This is a genomic window from Sphingobacterium puteale (genome assembly GCF_050986225.1).
GTDB lineage: Bacteria > Bacteroidota > Bacteroidia > Sphingobacteriales > Sphingobacteriaceae > Sphingobacterium > Sphingobacterium puteale.
The window spans coordinates 6,096,336-6,117,163 of the sequence record NZ_CP158959.1 but is presented as its reverse complement, the minus strand read 5'-3'; the positions used below and the strand labels follow the sequence as shown (position 1 = coordinate 6,117,163).

The following is a 20,828-nucleotide window of genomic DNA, read 5'->3' as shown; positions in this document are numbered from 1 at the left end:
GCATGTTGCTGTGATGTAGACCTTGAATGATGAAAACAAAACTTATTCTTTTGACAGGAGCACTGATAGGTTCTCTAGCCGTTTCAGGCCAACGCAAAATGGAGTTTTTGGATCGAGGAATGGTTGGTGTAAAAACTACGGAAAATTCCGTGTTTTTGAGCTGGCGTTTGTTGGGTACCGACGATTTTGACACGGCCTTTGCTATTTATCGGCAGGAAGGAAATGGTATACATAAAAAATTGAATAACGCACCTTTAACAAAGGGTACCAACTTTTTGGACGATCATGTTGACCTGAGTAAAGATGTAACCTACACCTTAGATCTTGTGTCGGGGGGGAAAGAAAAGGAAGTTGCTAAACTCACTTTATCCAAAGATCAAAAAGTACAGCAATACTTGAATATTCCGTTACGCACCCCCAAAGGCTACACACCGGGGGATGTTTCTGTGGGCGATTTGGATGGAGACGGAACTTATGAACTTATTGTTCATCAGACCGGTGTTGGACATGACAATGCACATAATGGCATTACTTCAGAACCTATTTTTCAGGCGTATAAACTAGATGGTACCTTTTTATGGGAAATCAATTTGGGTAAAAATATCCGGGAAGGAGCACATTATACCCAATTCATGGTTTACGACCTCGATAGCGATGGCCGTGCCGAGCTGGTCTGTAAAACTGCCGATGGTACTAAAGATGCACTCGGACATGTTATTGGTAATCCAAAAGCCGATTGGCGTGATACCGTATCAAGTTCAAGAACTGTAGGCCGCATACTGAAAGGGCCTGAATATTTAACCGTGTTTGACGGGCTGACGGGCAAGGCGATAAGTACTGTGGATTATCTACCTGAACGTGGGGATCTGCGCTCATGGGGAGATACGAATGCTAATCGCAGTGATCGTTTTCTAGCTTGTGTAGCATATTTGGACGGCATACATCCGAGTGTCGTGATGACGAGAGGATATTATGAACGTACGGCCTTGGCAGCATGGGACTTCAAAGATAAAAAATTGGTGAGCCGCTGGGTATTCGACAGCAAGGTTCGTCAAGACCCTTATTCCGGTCAGGGCTATCACAACCTCACAGTTGCTGATGTAGATCAAGATGGTAAAGATGAAATTGTCTTTGGGTCGATGGTTATTGATGATAATGGAAAGGGGCTGTATAGTACAGGGTTGGGGCATGGCGATGCATTGCATGTCAGTGACTTGGATCCTGAAAGGCCCGGACTGGAGATTTTTGGAATTCATGAACTGAAAGGGGGACGAAAAGGGATAGGGGTAGCCTTGTTGGACGCCAAAACGGGAGACATATTGTTTCAAAGTGCAATAGACCAAGATATTCCTCGCGGTGTTGCTGCAAATATTGATCCCGATCATAAAGGAGCATATCTATGGTGGCTGGGGTCTAAAGACATGTATGATACCGAGGGAAATATTATCGGGCGGGCTCCGAGATCGACCAATTTTTTGATCTGGTGGGATGCCGATTTAAGCCGTGAGCTTTTAAATAGTAACTATATTGAAAAATATCAAAATGGGAAAACGGAACGAATCTTTACGGCGACAGGTAGTTCATCAATCAATGGATCCAAAAGTACGCCCAATCTGAGTGCTGATATTTTTGGTGACTGGCGGGAAGAATTGGTCCTGCGTTCAGAAGATAACCAGAATCTGCGTATCTACACAACAACGATTCCAACAGAACAGCGCGTATATACACTAATGCACGATCCGCAGTATCGTCTGAGTATTGCATGGCAGAATGTAGGTTATAATCAACCGCCGCATGTGGGCTATTACCTTGGTATGGGTATGAATCGGCCGGTCAAACCAAACATTCGGCTGGTTAAGTATGCCTATAAGAAATAGAAATTTGGAAGCGCGATTTGGATTTTTTGACTAAAAGAAATAGATAAGTTAGCAAATGAAGCATACAATAAAATGGATAGGGATGGCACTGACAGCCTTTCTTTTGATATCCTTTGCAAAACAACAAAATAAACCTACGATTTATCTTATCGGTGATTCGACCGTTAAGAACAGCAATAAGGAATATTGGGGCTGGGGTACTCTGCTTCCTGAATTATTGGATACGACACGAGTCCGTGTAGACAATCATGCGATGGCGGGGCGCAGTACACGTACATTTGTCAAAGAAGGAAGATGGGCAAAAGTTGATTCTTTGTTCAAGCCGGGAGATTTTTTATTGATTCAGTTTGGCCATAACGAAGGAAGTAAGCCCGATACCAGTAAGCAAGGCTATCGCGGTGTGCTACGGGGTATCGGTCAGGATTCTATTGTTTTGGATTGGGGAAATGGGAAGAAAGAGACCGTACGTACTTACGGTGAAAACTTACGTCGTTTTGTGATTGAAGCAAAGAAAAAAGGGGTAACACCGATCTTATTATCCATGATTCCGCGCAACCAATGGGATCATCAAGGTAAAGTGAAGCGGGCAGATAAGGATTTTGGACTGTGGGCAAAGGAGATTGCGAAAGAACAAGGCGTCGCTTTTTTGGATCTAAACAGTATTACAGCAGATAAATATGATCGGCTTGGCCCTGAAGCAGTAAAATCTAACTATTTTCCAGGTGACCATACCCATACGAATAAAAATGGGGCGCGAGATAATGCATTGTCTATAATCGAAGGATTTCGTAGGATTAAAAGTCAGCTAGTACAATATATTAAATAATAGTGAAGATGAAATTGTTGCCATGGGCTGCGGCCCTTTTTGCTGTAATCAGTATGTCCTTTTTGGGACAACAACATAAACCGACCTTGTTTATTATTGGTGATTCCACCGTAAAAAACGGACAGGGAAATGGCTCAAACGGACAATGGGGATGGGGAAGTTTTATTGGTCAGTATTTTAAATCAGATAAGATCAATGTCAGGAATCGTGCTTTGGGGGGAACAAGTACCCGGACATTTTATAACAATCCAAAGCTTTGGCAGAAGGTACTGGATAGCATACAGCCAGGCGATTTTGTCCTTATGCAATTTGGACATAATGATTCAAGTCCCATTGTGGATACGCTACGTGCCCGTGGAACGATAAAGGGAAATGGTGACGATTATGAGGAAGTGTATAACCCGTTATTGAAGCAACATGAAGTCGTGTATAGTTATGGTTTCTATTTACGACGCTTTGTGAAGAATATTCAAGATAAAGGAGCCACAGCAATTATCTGTTCGCCAATTCCGCGTAACGCATGGGATGGAAACCAGGTGCGCAGATCAGATTATGCGCAATGGGCTAAGGAGGCTGCGCAACAGGCTGGGGCATTTTTTATCCCGTTACAGGATGTTGTTGTTGCGCATTATGAAACTCTAGGGAAAAAGAAAGTAGAAACGGATTTTTTTGATCCGAAGGATGCGACGCATACGATCAAAGAGGGCGCGCTGTTGAATGCTAAACTCGTTGCTGAGCAATTAAAAGCACAAACCAAAATCGGACTAAAGAAATTTATGTAGCATGATGAAACCACTATTTCCGCTGTGTATCTTTTTTCTATTGATACAATTTTCATTGCATGCACAGCAAAGACCCAATATTGTGTTGATTCTGGCCGATGATATGGGTTATTCGGATTTGGGTTGCTTTGGTTCTGAAATTCAGACTCCAAATCTAGATAAGATGGCAAATGAAGGCATCAAGATGACCAATTTTTATAACGCTTCACGTTGTTGTCCATCGCGTGCTTCCCTATTGACGGGATTATACCCGCATCAGGCGGGCGTGGGCGATATGATGAATAAGCGTCCTTTTCCTGCTTATCAGGGTTATTTAAATAGAAATTCGGTTACACTAGCTGAACTATTAAAAGGTGCAGGTTATGGGACCTATATGGCTGGCAAATGGCACTTGGGACAGGAGAAGGAAAATTGGCCGCTACAGCGTGGATTTCAACGTTATTATGGATTGATTGATGGAGCAAACAGCTACTTTGAAAACAGACCTTATCGACCCAAGCAAACATTGACGATAGCTTTGGACAATGAAGCGATCGTTCCGCCAAAAGATTACTATAGCTCGGATGCCTATACGGATTATGCAATGACTTTCATTGGCGAGCATTTGGAAACGAAAAAAGAGGATCCTTTTTTTCTATACCTCGCTTTTCAGGCTCCCCATTGGCCTTTACATGCCAAGCCGCAGGATATTGCAAAGTATCGGGGAAAATATATGGAAGGCTGGGAGGCTATCCGTGAAAGGCGTTTTCAGAAACAGCTGCGACTAGGAATATTACCACCAACAACGAAGTTGTCGGAAATTGATACAACCTTGAGAAATTGGAATGATTGCAGTTGGGAAGAAAAAGTAAAATGGGATGAAAAGATGGCTGTATACGCGGCGATGGTCGACGAATTGGATCAAAATGTGGGTAGATTGGTTGATTATCTCCAGTTGAAAGGACAATTGGAAAATACCGTTTTTATCTTTCTCTCCGATAACGGCGCGAGTAATGAGACAATAAGCAATGCGGGATTTACAGCAGAAATCAGGGCTGCCAATGAATTTCCTGCCAGTCATCCACGTTCTTTTACAGCTTATGGAATCGAAGGTGCTGCAGTGAGTAATACGCCTTTCAAAAAGTTCAAACATTGGGAGTTTGAGGGAGGGAATGCAACGGGATTTATCGCCTATGGACCGAAATACCTACAGGGGGGAAGGCAGTTTGATATGCCCGCCCATTTGATCGATATCATGCCCACTTTAGCACAATGGTCGGGAGCGGGCTATCCTAAGAACTATGCCAGTAATACGATTAAACCAATGGAAGGAATATCTTTGCTTCCGCTATGGACAGCGCAACAGCAGAATATCGACAGGGAAATTTGTTTTGAACATGAAGGCAACAAAGCTGTGCGCAAAGGAAAATGGAAATTGGTTTCTTCCTATCCTGAAAATAGGTGGTATCTATATGACATAGAAAAAGATAGGAGTGAAACAATAGATTTATCAGCCTCTTTTCCAAAGGTATACCGTGAAATGGTTCAGCGCTATGAAAATTGGGCTAAAAGAGTTGGTGTAATACCCTACGAACAACTAGCACAAAAAAAGGGAAATACCCGTTATGAATAACTATATAGAAAAACATGAAAATATTTAATACTTATACGGCTACTTTATTGATAGCGTTTTTCCTTTCAGCATGTTCGTCGACAAAAAAGATGGCCGAACAGAAAAAAGAACTCGCTGCTGTGGATGTCCTTCAGTCCTTGCAGTTAACCAATCGTTATTTCATGAATAAATGGAAGGATACGGGGAAACCGATCTACACCAACCGTTGGCGGCCGAGCAATATCTGGACCCGGGCCGTATATTACGAAGGGCTCATGGCACTTTATCAAATTGACAAAAACAGTGCATACTACGATTATGCTGTGGATTGGGGAAACAAACATGATTGGGGAATGCGGAATGGTTTGGAAACCCGAAATGCCGATGACCAGGCTTGTGGGCAAACCTACCTGGATCTCTATGAGATTGAACCGAAGCCTGAGCGTATCCAAAAGATTAAAGCAAATATAGATTACATTATCAAATCGGGCAAAGTAGACGATTGGACTTGGATCGATGCCATACAAATGGCCATGCCAATTTACGCTAAATTGGGTGTAATGACCAAGGATCAAACTTACTTTGATTACATGTATAAAATGTATCATCATTCAAAAACACAGGAAGGTGGTGGTCTATATAACAAGACCGATAAACTTTGGTGGCGTGATAAGGATTTTGTTCCGCCCTACAAAGAACCGAATGGTGAGGACTGCTATTGGTCACGCGGTAACGGATGGGTCGTGGCTGCTTTAGTTAGGGTACTTTCTTTAATCCCGGAAAACGAAGCCCACCGGGCGGAATATCTGGCCGATTATAAAGCGCTGATGGAAGCACTTGTTCCTATTCAAAGGCCGGATGGGTTTTGGAATGTCAGTTTGCATGATCCTAGTAATTTTGGCGGGCGCGAGACCTCAGGGACATCATTGTTTGTCTATGGTATGGCCTGGGGCATTAATAATGGATTTCTAGATGCTAAAACATATCGACCTGTTGTCGAAAAAGCATGGAAAGCAATGATTGCTGAAGCGGTACACCCTTCAGGTTTTTTAGGCTATTTACAAGGAACGGGAAAAGAACCTAAGGATGGGCAGCCCGTCAGTTTTTCAAGCCAGCCGGATTTTGAAGATTATGGTTTGGGTTGTTTCTTATTAGGGGGCACAGAGGTTTATAAGATGTTGTCAAAATAAGCTGTCTCATTCAGGTTGTTGACAGCAACCTGATCAATTAGCATTCGTGATGGGAATGGAGCCGGTTATGCTATACATAAAAGTACGCGTTCTTATTAGCCCTAAAAAAGTATACGATGGAAAGGTTATTCTTTATTTTTTGTTGCCTGCTACTTTCGTTCGACACATATGCTCAAGCAGGCCGGAAGACTTTTAGTTTTAATGCTGACTGGCGTTACCACATCGGCGATGTCAACAACGCTTCTGCCGCAGGATTTGATGATCGCGTATGGAAACAGGTTACCTTGCCTCAGGCATGGAATGAAGATGAAGCTTTCGCGAAAGCGATCCATGACCTTTCAGCGAATATTGTCTGGTATCGAAAAAAGTTTAGTGTCCCCAAGGGAGTAACTTCTGATAAGGTCTTTTTGGAATTTGAAGGAATTCGCTTTGGCGGAGAATTTTATCTCAACGGCAAATTTATTGGTCGCCATGAAAATGGCGTCATGGCTGCAGGATTTGATATTTCGGACCTGATTGATCGCGATCACGAAAATATCTTGGCTATACGGATAGACAATAGCTGGAGCTATCGTGAAAAAGCAACAAACAGTACGTATCAGTGGAACGATAAAAACTTTAATGCAAACTATGGTGGAATTCCAAAAAATGTATGGATCCACTTTGCTTCAAAAATTTATCAGACGCTACCATTATATTCCAATTTAAAGACTACGGGTGTTTACGTGTATGCGAAGAATATGAACATCCCTAAAAAGACAATGGATCTTTTTGTTTCTTCCGAGGTGAAAAATGAAACCCAGCAATCGCGCCTGGTCAACTTTGTTGCCGAAGTACGTAATGCCGATGGGAAGTTGGTGAAAACTTTTTCAAAAAAGTTCAATCTTCCTGCCAATCAAACACAACAATTGACTATGAGTTCAGCTTTGAGTCAAGTGAATTTTTGGAGCTGGGGTTACGGTTATCTCTATACGTTGACAACAAAAATCGTACAGGGCAACAAAACTATCGATGCTGTACAGACGAAAACAGGGTTTCGAAAAACTGCTTTCAAGAATGGAATGGTGTACCTCAATGACCAAGTTTTGATGATGAAGGGCTATGCGCAGCGTACCAGTAACGAGTGGCCTGCCGTTGGCCTATCTGTAGCACCTTGGTTAAGTGATTTTAGCAATGGGCTGATGGTCAAGAGCAATGCCAATCTGGTTCGCTGGATGCACGTAACCCCTTGGAAACAGGATGTTGAATCCTGTGATCGTGTGGGACTTATGCAGATGCTACCTGCTGGAGATGCTGAAAAAGATACGCAAGGTAGACGTTGGGAACAGCGAACAGAGCTTATGCGTGATGCAATTATTTATTATCGGAATAATCCAAGTGTCTTGTTTTATGAATGTGGAAACGAGTCGATTTCGGAGGAACATATGGCGGAGATGAAGGCTATTCGTGATCAATATGATCCAGCTGGTGGACGGGCAATCGGTTCCCGAGAAATGCTGGATAGTGAGCTAGCTGAATATGGTGGTGAAATGCTGTATATCAATAAAAGTGCGCGTCACCCCATGATCGCAACCGAATATATGCGGGATGAGGCCTTACGTAAATATTGGGACGAATGGAGTTATCCATTTCACAAGGATGGTGAAGGGCCGCTTTATAAAGGTGTAGATGCCAGTGATTATAACAGAAACCAGGATAGTTATGTTGTTGAAGCTGTACATCGCTGGTGGGAATATTGGAAAATGCGTCCAGGAACTGGTGATCGAGTAAATTCGGGCGGCGTCAATATTATTTTCTCAGATTCCAATACACATTTTAGGGGAAAAGAGAATTATAGAAGAAGTGGCGAAGTAGATGCCATGCGCATCCCCAAAGATGCTTATTTTGCCCATCAGGTTATGTGGGATGGTTGGATTGATCCAGATCCAAAGGGATTACATCTCGTTGGCCACTGGAACTATGCTCCAGGAACGAAAAAGGATGTATTAGTCGTTTCGGCCGCTGACCATGTAGAATTAGCTGTGAATGGAAAAGTACAGGGAGCGGCAGAAAAGCTATATGATTTCCTATACCGTTTTCCAGCTGTTGATTTTGAGGCTGGCGTATTGACTGCGAAATCATTCAGCAAAGAAGGAAAATTATTGAATACAAAAGAGCTCAGAACCACAGGCGAACCGTATAAAATCCGTTTGACGGCACAACATGGCAAAAATGGCCTTTTTGCAGATGGGAACGATATGGTATTGGCCGAAGTTGAAGTGCTCGATAAAAATGGCTTACGCTGCCCATTGGCTTCAAACAAAATTGATTTCCAGCTAGATGGACCAATGGATTGGCGTGGTGGAATTGCTCAGGGTCCCGACAATTATATTTTAGCCAGATCGTTTCCGGTCGAGGCTGGTATAAACCGTGTATTACTTCGTACACAGTACGATAAATCGGGTAAGGTTGTATTGAAAGCAGTGGCTGAAGGCCTTTTATCGGATTCGGTTACCTGGATGGTACAACCTATCAGAACGATGGCGAATTATTTTGTCAAAGAATCCAATGAAAATTTACCTTCATTTTTAGCGCGGGGACCAAGTCCAACGAAACCTACGCTGGTGCAGCTGAAAAAAAGTCTTAAAATCTGTACAGCGGCAGCTGGAGCTAACCAAGCGAGGGTAGCACAGTCTTATGATGACAATGAGCTATCCGACTGGGTCAATGATGGCCAGTTAGGTACTGCTTGGATTACATACATCTTACAGGAAAAATCCGATATGGATGAAATCGATCTGAAACTGAATAATTTTAGATCAAGATCCTATCCATTACAGGTTTTCGTTGACGACAAGCTTGTTTTTGATGGAAATACGGATGTGACATTAGGCTATTGTACATTGTCATTTCCGCGTACTAAGGGCGAAATGGTAACTATAAAACTTAAAAACGCACCTTTTACAGCAAAGGAAAACAATCAGGTGGAAATGGGGGGTAAGAAACTTGATGATGGGTTGGCTCGTAATGATGCCAATGCCAAAGGTACCTTGAGTATTATTGAAGCCGATATCCATCAGGTATTAGCCAATTAATAATACGGTAATAATAAAACAGTTCAATACATAAACAAGATGGAGAAAATAGCATTTAAGATGAAACTGAAACCAGGTATGTCGGCGGAATACAAGCGGAGACATGATGCGATCTGGCCAGAATTAATAACCTTATTGCGCGAAAATGGGGTTTCTGACTATAGTATCTTTTTGGACGAAGAGACGGATACATTATTTGCTGTTCAGTACTTGGCGGGGCATTCGTCACAGGAATTGGGCAAAGAAACTATTGTTCAGCAATGGTGGGATTATATGTATGATATCATGGAAGTACATGCCGATCATTCTCCGGTATCGGTCAGTTTGAAAAAGGTATTTCACATGGATTAGCCCAATTTTAACATGAAGAAAATTTATATATCGTTCCTGCTTGTCTGTAATCTGTTGGCCTCTGGCCGAAGTATTGCACAAGATCTATGGCCAGCAATTACCAAAGAAATGAAGCCGTGGACACGTTGGTGGTGGCTTGGTTCAGCTGTAGACCGACCTAATGTCGAACGTGAATTGACCCTCTTTGAAAAAAGTGGATTTGGTGGTGTTGAGATAACACCGATTTATGGCGCTAAGGGATTTGAATCCAACTACCTGAGCTTTCTTTCACCACAATGGATGAATATGTTAGCTGTAACTACGGATAAAGCCGGTACGCTGGGAATGGGAGTGGACATTAATTTGGGGACGGGGTGGCCCTTTGGGGGACCTCAAATCAAAGAAAAGGATGCCGCTACCAAATTAATCCTAGATGAATTTGAATTAAAAAAAGGTGAAAAAATTACCTTTCCCCTAAAACCTAAGGATCCTAAACAGCATTATTTCTTTTTGCAGGCTTTACGGGCGTTTAGATCCGACAATAGTGAGATTAATCTGGATGAGTATATTTCAAAGACCACTGGAACCTGGGAAGCACCTACCGATATTCGTTTATCGGCTGTATTTTCGGGAAGGACAGGCCAAAAAGTTAAACGTGCAGCACCAGGGGGCGAGGGGTATACACTGGATCATCTTGGAAAGCAATCCGTCGGATCCTATTTTAATAGATTTGCTGAAGCTTTTAAGGGCAAACCATTGCATGTACATGCTTTTTTTAACGACAGCTACGAAGTATATGGGGCAAATTGGACGGATGATTTTTTGCAGTCATTCGAACGGATAAAAGGATACAAACTACAAGATAACCTGCTAGATTTTGCAGGCAGGGGCAAGGATGAAGCTAAAACAGCAGGCCTTAAATCGGATTATCGTGAAGTCGTGAATGCGCTGCTTACCCAGAATTTTTTGAATCCATTTACGGATTTTGCCCATCGCTATAAAGCTATTTCGAAAAATCAAGCGCATGGGTCTCCAGGAAATCTGATCGATTTATATGCAGATACCGATATTGCGGAGTGTGAAACCTTTGGATCCAGCAGTTTTGATATTCCCGGTTTAAGACGCGATACCGCGGATATCCGTAATGTGGATCCAGATCCTATGATGGCCAAATTTGCGACATCGGCAACAAATGTATACGGTAAAAAATATACTTCTTCGGAGACTTTCACTTGGCTTACGGAACATTTTAAAACCTCCTTGTCGCAAACGAAACCTGAAGTCGAACAACTATTCCTCGCCGGAGTGAACCATGTGTTCTACCACGGCACAACATATTCACCAAAAAATGTACCCTTTCCGGGATGGTTATTTTATGCTTCCGTTAATTTTGTCCCGCAAAATTCTTTTTGGGATCATCTCACAGGTTTGAATCAATATATTACCCGTGTTCAGTCCATCTTACAGTCCAGTCGTGCCGATAATGAACTGCTCGTATATTGGCCCATTTATGATATTTGGAACAATGCAAAAGGGATGGATAAGGCTTTAAAAGTGCATGATGTTGACGATTGGTTACATCCGACAGAATTTTATAAACAGAGTGTACAGCTACAGAAAAGAGGATATAGTTTTGATTTCGCGACAGATAAAATTCTGGCCGGAACTACAGTAAACGATGGGGAGTTACATACTTCGAAGGATGCGATCCCGTATCGTGCAATTTATATTCCTGCCTGTCATTATTTTTCGGAAGTGACACTACAGAAAATCCTGGAAATGGCCAATCAAGGAGCAACTGTCATCTTCCAGCAATTACCGCGAGAGGTTCCTGGATATAACCAATTAGAGAAACGGCGTACACTGTTCAATAAATTAATTGCATCGCTAGGTTTCGAAAAAGATAAAGCGAACCAGTATACAGCTTTTGGAAAGGGAAAAATCTATCTGACGACGGATGTCAACTCAGCACTTGAGACGGAACAAATCGCACCTGAACGAATTAACCAAACAGGGTTGAAATTTTCGAGACGCATAGCAGGTAATGATACATACTATTATCTTGTTAATCATAGCAAACAGATGGTGGATCGAAACATTACACTAAATGCGAAAGCCGCGTATTATTCGTTGCTGGATCCCCAAACCGGGCGGACATATCAATTGCCATCGATTGATGGCAAAATAAGAGTGCAGATTCCATCGGGTTATTCCTGGATAGTCTTGGTCTCGGAGCAACAAGCCAAAGAACCTTTCCGTTATCAGGACGAATCCATCCAAGTGGCTCAATTGGACCGTGATTGGAAAGTACGTTTTGTCGCTGGAGGCCCGGTGTTACCAAAGCCCCAAAAGCTAGATCGACTTTCTTCCTGGACCGAATGGGGCGATAAAGATGCCATCAATTTTTCAGGTACAGCGGCCTTTGAGAAAACATTTTCTATCCATAAGGATCAATCAAAATCCTATCTTCTGAAACTTGGGCGTGTTGCGGAAAGCGCCAGGGTGTATATTAACGGAAAGGATGCGGGTGTCTTATGGTCAATTCCGTTTCAACAGGATATTACCACATTATTGGTTGATGGCGAAAACAAGATTCGTATTGAGGTCGCCAACTTAATGGCAAACCGTATTCGTCATTTGGATCAGCAGAAAGTTCAGTGGCGTAATTATCATGAAATAAACTTTGTAAATATCAACTATAAAAACTTTGATGCCAGCGATTGGAAACCCATGGAAAGTGGTTTGATCGGCCCCGTGACTTTGTGGAGTTATTAAGTGAAAACGATTGGATGTGTCCGCCGGCGCTCCTATTTGGCTGGTCAATTTTTCACCACGGCAAGAAGTTGATTTTGACGTTTAACAGGATTCAAAAGAGAATAATCTTGTTACATTAATAAACATATATACCAATAAAAAGCCCCATTTAAGGGGCTTTTTGCTTTCTGTAACAGACTAGATACATGCGGGCCTGTAAGTTCAGGATAGTTAGTTTCAAGGGATACTATAACTTCCAGTTACCAATATAAATCACAAATAACAATTTAAACTTCAACCCATGAAAAATATCTTACGATATGGTACCGTAGTAATGACCCAGTTGGCTTTGACTCAGGTATTATATGCTCAAGAACTGCTGAAAGGAAAAGTTGTTGACGATAAAAGTCAACCTATCAGTGGAGTAACTATTCATGTCAACGGCAAAAGTAATGGAACAACGAATCAACATGGTGAATTTGGTGTCGTTGCCAAGCCAGGGGATAAAATTACCTTCACTTCGATAGAATACCTCACTAAAACCCTCAATGTCGTTAACCTCTCGTTTTTACAAGTGAACTTGACCTCTAAACAAGAATCGCTTGATGAGGTAGTTGTCATTGGTTATGGATCCCAAAAACGGACTAATCTTATTGCTCCAGTTTCAAAATTCAATGCCGAAAATCTCGATGAGCGTCCTATTGCGCGTGTTGATCAAGCCCTGATCGGACAGATGTCTGGAGTAAGGGTCAAGCAATCTACAGGAGTTCCCGGAAAAGGGTTAAGTGTTCAGGTCAGGGGATCGGGTTCTATTACTGCCGGTAGTGAACCCTTGTACGTTATTGATGGTTTTCCCTTATCAACGGCTGCACAGAATGGTTCCGGAAACTATGCCTCAGGAAATCCTTTGGATAATATGAATCCCAACGATATTGAATCTGTCGAGGTCTTAAAAGATGCATCTGCAGCTGCAATTTATGGATCCCGGGCGGCAAATGGTGTTGTTCTGATCACCACAAAACGTGGAAAGAGCGGTCAGGCCAAAGTGAGTCTCAATTCATACGTAGGCATTTCCGAGGCTTATAAGAAATTGGATATGTTGAATGGTGAAGAATGGATAGATAGAGCGGTGGAGATGATCAATGCGCAATGGGAAGCCTCGGGTACAGGAAGGTCGGCAAGCCAAAGCAATGCCGAACGACGGAAAATATTGGGGCTCGCCGATGGGACATATAATACATCATATATGTATGATGACCGTTGGCTGGAACCTGGACATCCCGGGCTTTACTTCATTAATTGGCAAGACGAAGCGTATCGAAAAGGCGTGATCCAAAACTACCAGGTTGCTGCCTCGGGAGCGACAGAATTTGTCAATTATTATGTGTCGGGAAACTATCTCAATCAGCAAGGTATTGTTAAAGGATTAGACTATAAAAACTATACTGCGCGAGCTAACGTCGAAGTGAAACCGAATAAGAAATTCGCATTTGGTTTAAACCTGGCACCGACCTATTCAATAGGAAATGACCCCGGGGTGGAAGGAAAGGACAATATTATGCATCAAATTTACTCGATGTCGCCGGTTCAGGATCATCCGGCAGGAACGGTGAACGTTTTTGACAACGAAAAATACCCTTGGAGCACATCAACAAATGATCCGATTGCAAAATTGAACTATTATATGGGGGAAAACAAAATTTCACGTTTATTGGGGACGGTTTACGGACAGTACAATATCCTGGAGAACTTAAATTTTAAGACCACGGTCAATCTGGATCAAACCGATAGTCGAAGCAATAGATTTCAGCCCTATACCGTAGGCGGAACTTTGGCCAATCGCACCAACAACCCGAATCAAGCGACCTATGGATCCAATAGCGTATATCGAAAGCAAACTTTCGTCAATGAAAACACCCTAAACTATCATCTCAATATCGACAAACATGATATTACGGCTTTGTTGGGGCAGGCCTATAATTTTGATAAACTTGAAACTTCTTCCATCACCTCACAGGGAGGTTATACCAATAGTTCCATCACAACGTTGAATGGTGCAGTCGCTACGGTGGCTTCAACCGGCGCAACACAAAGCGTCTTGCTGTCTTATTTTGGACGGGTTCAATATGCCTATGACGGAAAATACCTTCTTTCGGGAAGTATTCGACGTGACGGCTCGTCCCGTTTTGGGTCCAATACAAAATGGGGCTGGTTTCCGTCGCTGTCCATGGGTTGGCGTTTGTCGCAAGAGAATTTTATGAAACCCATCACCTTTATCAATGAGCTGAAGCTGCGCGGAAGTTATGGTGAATCTGGAAATAATAATATCGGAGATTACAGCAGCATTGCTTTATTGGGCTTTTATAATTATTCGTCAAATGGTCTTTCGTCATCCGGGCAAGCGCCAAGCAATATCATTAATCCGGACTTAAAATGGGAAAAATCCCGAACTTATGATGTTGGATTGGATTTTGGCCTATGGGGCTCCCGCGTCACGGGATCGTTTGACTGGTATACGCGTAAGAGCAGTGATCTATTGTTGAACGTGCCTTCTATGCTAGCGACAGGTTTTTCTTCCTATTTGGATAATGCCGGTGAAGTAAAAAGTAAAGGTTGGGATTTCGAGATCACTTCCCATCAGATCAGAAAGTCGGATTTTTCGTGGTCTACCTCTTTTAACATCAGTCATAATTCCAATAAGGTAACAAAACTTGATGGGGAGCAGAAAGAAATCTTAATTCCGTCTTCGTTCGATATCCAACATAGCCTTTTGCGGGTTGGTGAACCGATGTATAGTATTTATGTTGTTAAACAAGATGGTATATTGAGTCAGGCGGACATTGATGCCGGGACCGCATTGTATGGTAGCCAAAAGGCAGGCGACCCAAGGTATGTGGATGCCAATGGTGATGGCGTGATCGACGCGAATGACCGCGTAATTGTGGGACACCCAAACCCGAGCTATGTATGGGGAATCACCAATAACTTTAAATATAAAAATTTTGATTTGAGTTTCATGTTTCAAGGCCAAAATGGAGGCCATATCTATTCCCTTTTAGGAAGGGCATTGGGGCGTACCGGTCAAGGATCATCGGACAATGCACTTGGATTTTATCGGGATAGATGGCGTTCAGAAGAGGATCCCGGGGAAGGTCGCGTGGGAAAAGCGTATTCAACATTCGGACGGATCAAAAATACAGATTGGTTGTATTCTTCGGATTATTGGCGCCTACGAAACGTTACACTTGGTTATAATATAAAAGACCTAAAATTGGGGAGTCAGTCCAAACTTAGTTTAGTCCGTTTATTTGTGACATTGGAAAATTTCTGGGGAAAGGACAAATATGACGGCGGTGTAAATCCAGAATCTTCCAATACAAACCTAAGCGGAAGCGTTGATTATCCCGAAGCGGGTGATTATGGAGGCTTGGCAATTCCAAAAACAGTAACATTTGGTTTAAACGTAAATTTTTAAAATGATGAAAAAGTTGAGTATATTTTTGTTGATGGCAGGTCTATTGGGATCTTGCAAAATGGATCTGGACCAGCAGCCAATTTCGAGTGCAACATCTGACACGTACTTTAAGACTACGAATGATTTTGTTCAAGGATTGAACGCCATCTATAACAGTACACGAGGATATCCGGACCGCTTGATGAGTCTTTCGGAAACACGATCTGACAATTTGTACGCCGTGTCGGATGGAGGGGTACGAGACTGGGAAGGAATCAATAGTTTTCATAAAACGATTGCCAGTAATCCCTATGTAATAGAAGCTTGGCAAACAAATTACAACGGTATTTTTCGGGTAAACAATTATTTGGAACAACTTACGGCAAATGGTTCTACGGCTATCGCGGATGCGAATATTCGTAATAGAATGGAAGGTGAAGCTCGATTTTTGCGTGCATTTTTTTATTTTGATTTGATCCGATACTTCGGAAAAGTGCCACTGATCGACAAGGTTGTGTCTGCCAGTCAAGCCAAAAATATTGGACGGAGCAACGTGGAGGAGCTGTATAGCTTGATTATTGAAGATCTGAACAAGGCTATTAATGCCCTTCCAGCCCCCAGTGCCTATGCGGCGGTAGATAAAGGTCGTGTCAATAAATACGCTGCAAAAATGTTGCTGGGATTGGTTTATATGACGCGGTCAGGACCCACTTTAGGTGTTAAAGGAGCGGGCTTGAACAGCAATGAATGGGCGAAAGCTGTGGAGCAATTTAACGATGTGATCAATAGCAATGAATTTAGTTTGTTGACAAGTTATAATAGCGTTTTTGATTATGGTAATGAGCGCAACAAGGAAGTGATCTTCAATATAGAATATTCAAGTGGGGCGACCCCTGTCGTAGGGGCTACTTTTCCTTGGGTACTCGTACCTGACAACTGGTTCAATTCACTCGGGCTAGCCACACAAGGAGGCCTTACGATTAGACCTGTATCTGAAGACTTGCTAAAATTGTATGATGCAAGTGATCGTAGGAAAACATTCAGTATTCAGCAAGGGTATACCTATGGCAATGTTGTTGAAACTAGATCTTTTGTCAAAAAATTCGTTGATGTGACGAAAGTGCCTGCGAGCCGCATGGATTGGCCGATCAATTATATTGTGTTTCGTTATAGTGATTTGCTGTTGTTAAAGGCAGAATGCATCTTGAATGGCGCTCCCGGTAACAGTTCGACTGATGTGGATGCGGTTGTTAACCAAATCCGAAAACGTGCTGGATTGACTACAGAGCTGGCCAATATAACTAATTCTCAGTTGATGGACGAACGGAGACGTGAGTTTATTGGTGAGGGATTGCGTTGGTTTGACCTTATCCGCAGTGGTGCCGTAGAACCGGTCATGAAGGCGTGGATTGCGAAAGAAGATCAGGCAAAACAGATGTCAGATTTTCAATTGAATTATGTATTATACCCAGTCCCACAATCTGAACTCGACAATAGTCCCGGATTATATACACAGAATCCCGGATATTAATATTTTGATTAATTTAACCGCCCTTAGTATTTAAGGGCGTTTTTTTTATTTTTGACGCTAACTCATCACAGGATTGAACAGGATGGTTATTACAGATCATCCTGTTATTTTTAGCCAACATTATAAGCCTGAGAGGAATCCTGATAATCTTTTAAGTTTGCCTGCCTATTAAGCGATAAGTAAAGATCATACAGCTTTTTTATTATCTCGTTATAATGAAAATAGATTTTCACTACGGAAGATCAACAAGGGGAAAAATAAAATAATACCTAAATAATACTTTAATGATAAACTATTTAACAATTAGGTTTGATCATCATGTAAAGAAGTACGCTTTTTTGCTGTTTATGGCGATGCTGTGTACCTTCAACTTGTTTGCTCAAACTACGAGGACTGGAAAGGTAAATGATGAAAAAGGTTCACCTATCCAAGGCGTGACGGTACAGGTAAAAGGCAGAGCGATGACGGCAAAGACCAATGCCGATGGTTCATTTACCATAAATGCGCTGCCATCTGATGTATTAACCTTCAGAAGTCTTGGTTTTGAATCTCAAGAAATTTCTGTGGGTAGTCAAAATAGCTTCCATGTAGTTCTAACACAAAAGGTCGATGTGATGGATGAAGTCGTGGTGGTTGGTTACGGCACGATGAAAAAGAAAGATGTGACGGGTTCGATAGCGAGTGTGGGCGAAAAAGAACTGAAGGCAATGCCCGTAAAAGATGCGTTGCAGGCCATGCAAGGTAAGGTTGCGGGAGTGGATATTACATCGAATCAACGACCGGGAACCACTGGTAGTATAAAAATCAGGGGAGTACGATCTATCAATGCAGATCAAAATCCGCTGTATGTAGTCGATGGAATGGTATTGCAGGCCGGTGGCATTGACAATATCAATCCGAGTGACATCGAAACTATTGATATTCTAAAAGATGCGTCTGCAACAGCTGTATATGGCTCGCGTGGTGCTAATGGTGTAGTTTTAGTGACGACGAAGCAGGGTAAAAAAGGTCGGTTAATGTTAAACTATGCAGGTACAGCAACATTTGAAAAGATGTACGATGTAACGGAGTATATGGATGCTGCCGAATGGTTAGATTATGCACGTTTGGCAAATTTCGGTACGATGACACCTAACTATGAAGCAGATTATAAGAAATGGTCTAAAGTGCCGGCTTCTTGGGCAAATATTGCCAAAGGATGGACCAATAATAATACCATATGGGATCCAAGCTTAGTCGGTAGCTACGATTGGGCTGCTGCAGGACGTAAAAACGCTTTATCGACAGAGCACACCTTAAGCATCTCAGGTGGAGGAGAGAATTCAAAAGGTTATGGTTCATTTGGCTATTTAAAACAAGATGCCACACAACCAGGCCAAAAATTTGATCGCTATACCTCAAAAGTAAGTTTTGAAGCGACTCCGACGAAATGGTTTACCATGGGAGCTTCTCTAAATACCTTTTTCTCCGATCAAGACTATGGTTATAACTTCTCCAAATCGGTCACGGGGGCGGGCGATTATTACTCAGCTTTGCGGAGTATGTTGCCATGGTCAGTACCTTTCGATGAAAACGGGAACTACCTTCGTAATCCCGCGGCAGGAGAAGTAAATATTATCAATCCAATAAACGAGTTGACAAATAATACTAATCAACGTCAGACTTTCGGTGCTAATGGTAGTTTCTTTAGTCAATTGGATTTTGGACAGATTTATGCGCCATTGAAAGGGTTGAGATATCGGATACAATTTGGTCCTGAGTTTAGATATTACCGTTTGGGTTTGGCGAATGCGGCCGCAGGAGTTAATGGTGATGGTAATAATGCTGTGACTTACTCGACTAATAGGAATCTTGCTTGGACCTTGGACAATTTAATTTACTACGATCGGGACTTTGGAACAGATCATCATTTGGGCATTACATTATTGCAAAGTTCGTCGAAAAAGAATCTTGAAATTAGTGAAATGAAAGCAACTAATGTCTATAGTGCAAGAGAATTATGGTATAATATCAATTCTGGTGGTCTCGCTGGCAATTGGAAAACAGGGCTAGAAGAAGTTCAGATGGAATCTTATATGGCCCGTGCTAATTATAGCTATAAAGACCGTTATATGTTAACAGCCTTTGTGCGTTGGGATGGATCTTCGGTATTGGCGCCTGGTCACCAATGGAGCTCATTTCCATCTGTTGCTGCATCATGGCGCATTGACCAAGAAGATTTTATGCAAGATGCGCGATTTATTAATGCATTAAAATTACGGGTAGGCGCGGGGGTTGTTGGCAACGCTGCAATTGGCGCCTATGGCACAAAAGGAGGATTGACGCAAAATTTTTACAATTGGAATGCTAACAATTCGAGCCCGGGTTATGTGGCATCAGATCCTTCTGCAGCGAACCCGCAGAAAATGGCCAATCCGGAATTGGGCTGGGAACGCACCACCCAATATAATCTTGGTGTCGATTATGGATTTTTTAATAATCGTATCAATGGTGCTGTGGATTTCTTTAAAACAAAAACGAACGACTTATTATTCGCAATGAGTTTAAACCCTGTTACCGGATTTCCGAGTACTTGGGCCAATGTGGGGAAAACATCGGGTTGGGGGATTGATTTTCAGCTGAATACAGTCAATGTGAAAAATGATAATTTTCAGTGGAATACAACCCTAACTTGGTCAATGGATAGAAATAAGATTTTGCAATTGAACAATGGGCGAACAGAAGATGTCGATAATAAGTTGTTTGTTGGTCAGCAAATTTCTGTACCCTACGATTATGTTTACGATGGTATTTGGAAAACCTCGGAACTGGATGAAGCTAAAAAATATGGCGCTAATCCCGGACAGATTCGTGTAAAGGATATCAGTGGTCCGGAAGGTGTACCTGACGGAAAAATAGACCCAACCTATGATCGGCAGATTTTGGGATCTTATCGCCCGAAATGGTCCGGTGGTATTATGAACACTTTTACCTATAAGAATTTTGATTTATCGTTCTTTATTTTCTCCCGTTGGGGGCAAATGATCAATGCTGGGGCAGAAAATCTAGGTGGACGTTTTATGATGCGTAAATTGGATTATTTTATCCCTGGCGTGAATGAAAACGCGGAGTATTATCAACCGGGATTGAATGGTATCGATGTTGCGGACCCGAAGAACTCTTCCATGAATTACCGTGATGGATCATTTATTAAGTTGCGGAATGTGAGTTTGGGTTATAATTTTCCAAGGGCAAAATTGGAAAAACTAGGTATCAGTAATTTTAAAGTCTATGCACAGATCATGAATCCCGCAATGTTGTATTCAAAAGTAGATTTTTTGGATCCGGATTTGTCAAGTTATAATAATAATACAACGCAATCAGGGTCTGCAATAACAACTCGGGGTGCAGTAATTGGTGTAAACATTGGGTTTTAGACC

Annotated in this window: 11 protein-coding genes; all 11 read left to right on the top strand. The window is 42.2% G+C overall.

All coding sequences use genetic code 11. From position 1 onward, the window contains the following. Window positions 1–26 precede the first annotated feature (26 nt). The 11 genes from ABTV71_RS25560 to ABTV71_RS25510 all read left to right on the top strand — a co-directional run bounded on the left by ABTV71_RS25560 (window position 27) and on the right by ABTV71_RS25510 (window position 20,825). Window positions 27–1,877, top strand: a complete 1,851-nt coding sequence (locus ABTV71_RS25560; RefSeq protein WP_245971216.1) for a rhamnogalacturonan lyase — start codon at window positions 27–29, stop codon at window positions 1,875–1,877. Between the two features lie 55 nt (window positions 1,878–1,932). Further along, the gene (locus tag ABTV71_RS25555) at window positions 1,933–2,703 is read left to right on the top strand and encodes a rhamnogalacturonan acetylesterase (protein WP_433901518.1); all 771 of its coding nucleotides are present in this window, start codon (window positions 1,933–1,935) and stop codon (window positions 2,701–2,703) included. An 8-nt stretch (window positions 2,704–2,711) separates the two neighbouring features. Continuing rightward, complete coding sequence (locus ABTV71_RS25550; protein ID WP_433901517.1) at window positions 2,712–3,485, top strand: rhamnogalacturonan acetylesterase; 774 nt, start codon at window positions 2,712–2,714, stop codon at window positions 3,483–3,485. Between the two features lies 1 nt (window position 3,486). After that, window positions 3,487–5,097, top strand: a complete 1,611-nt coding sequence (locus ABTV71_RS25545; protein WP_433901516.1) for an arylsulfatase — start codon at window positions 3,487–3,489, stop codon at window positions 5,095–5,097. Between the two features lie 14 nt (window positions 5,098–5,111). After that, complete coding sequence (locus tag ABTV71_RS25540; protein WP_433901515.1) at window positions 5,112–6,266, top strand: glycoside hydrolase family 88/105 protein; 1,155 nt, start codon at window positions 5,112–5,114, stop codon at window positions 6,264–6,266. 116 nt (window positions 6,267–6,382) lie between these two features. Beyond that, on the top strand, window positions 6,383–9,340 hold the full coding sequence (locus tag ABTV71_RS25535; protein WP_433901514.1) for a glycoside hydrolase family 2 protein: 2,958 nt from the start codon (window positions 6,383–6,385) through the stop codon (window positions 9,338–9,340). Window positions 9,341–9,379: 39 nt separating this feature from the next. Then, on the top strand, window positions 9,380–9,691 hold the full coding sequence (gene rhaM, locus ABTV71_RS25530; protein WP_121120596.1) for an L-rhamnose mutarotase: 312 nt from the start codon (window positions 9,380–9,382) through the stop codon (window positions 9,689–9,691). 12 nt (window positions 9,692–9,703) lie between these two features. Beyond that, window positions 9,704–12,445, top strand: coding sequence for a glycosyl hydrolase (locus ABTV71_RS25525; RefSeq protein ID WP_433901513.1), 2,742 nt, complete (start codon window positions 9,704–9,706; stop codon window positions 12,443–12,445). A gap of 280 nt (window positions 12,446–12,725) precedes the next feature. Further along, complete coding sequence (locus ABTV71_RS25520; protein WP_433901512.1) at window positions 12,726–15,899, top strand: SusC/RagA family TonB-linked outer membrane protein; 3,174 nt, start codon at window positions 12,726–12,728, stop codon at window positions 15,897–15,899. Window position 15,900: 1 nt separating this feature from the next. Further along, window positions 15,901–17,409, top strand: a complete 1,509-nt coding sequence (locus ABTV71_RS25515; protein WP_433901511.1) for a RagB/SusD family nutrient uptake outer membrane protein — start codon at window positions 15,901–15,903, stop codon at window positions 17,407–17,409. Window positions 17,410–17,693: 284 nt separating this feature from the next. Further along, entirely contained in the window at window positions 17,694–20,825 is a 3,132-nt protein-coding gene (locus ABTV71_RS25510) for a SusC/RagA family TonB-linked outer membrane protein (protein WP_433901510.1), read from the top strand. The last annotated feature ends 3 nt before the right edge of the window (window positions 20,826–20,828 follow it).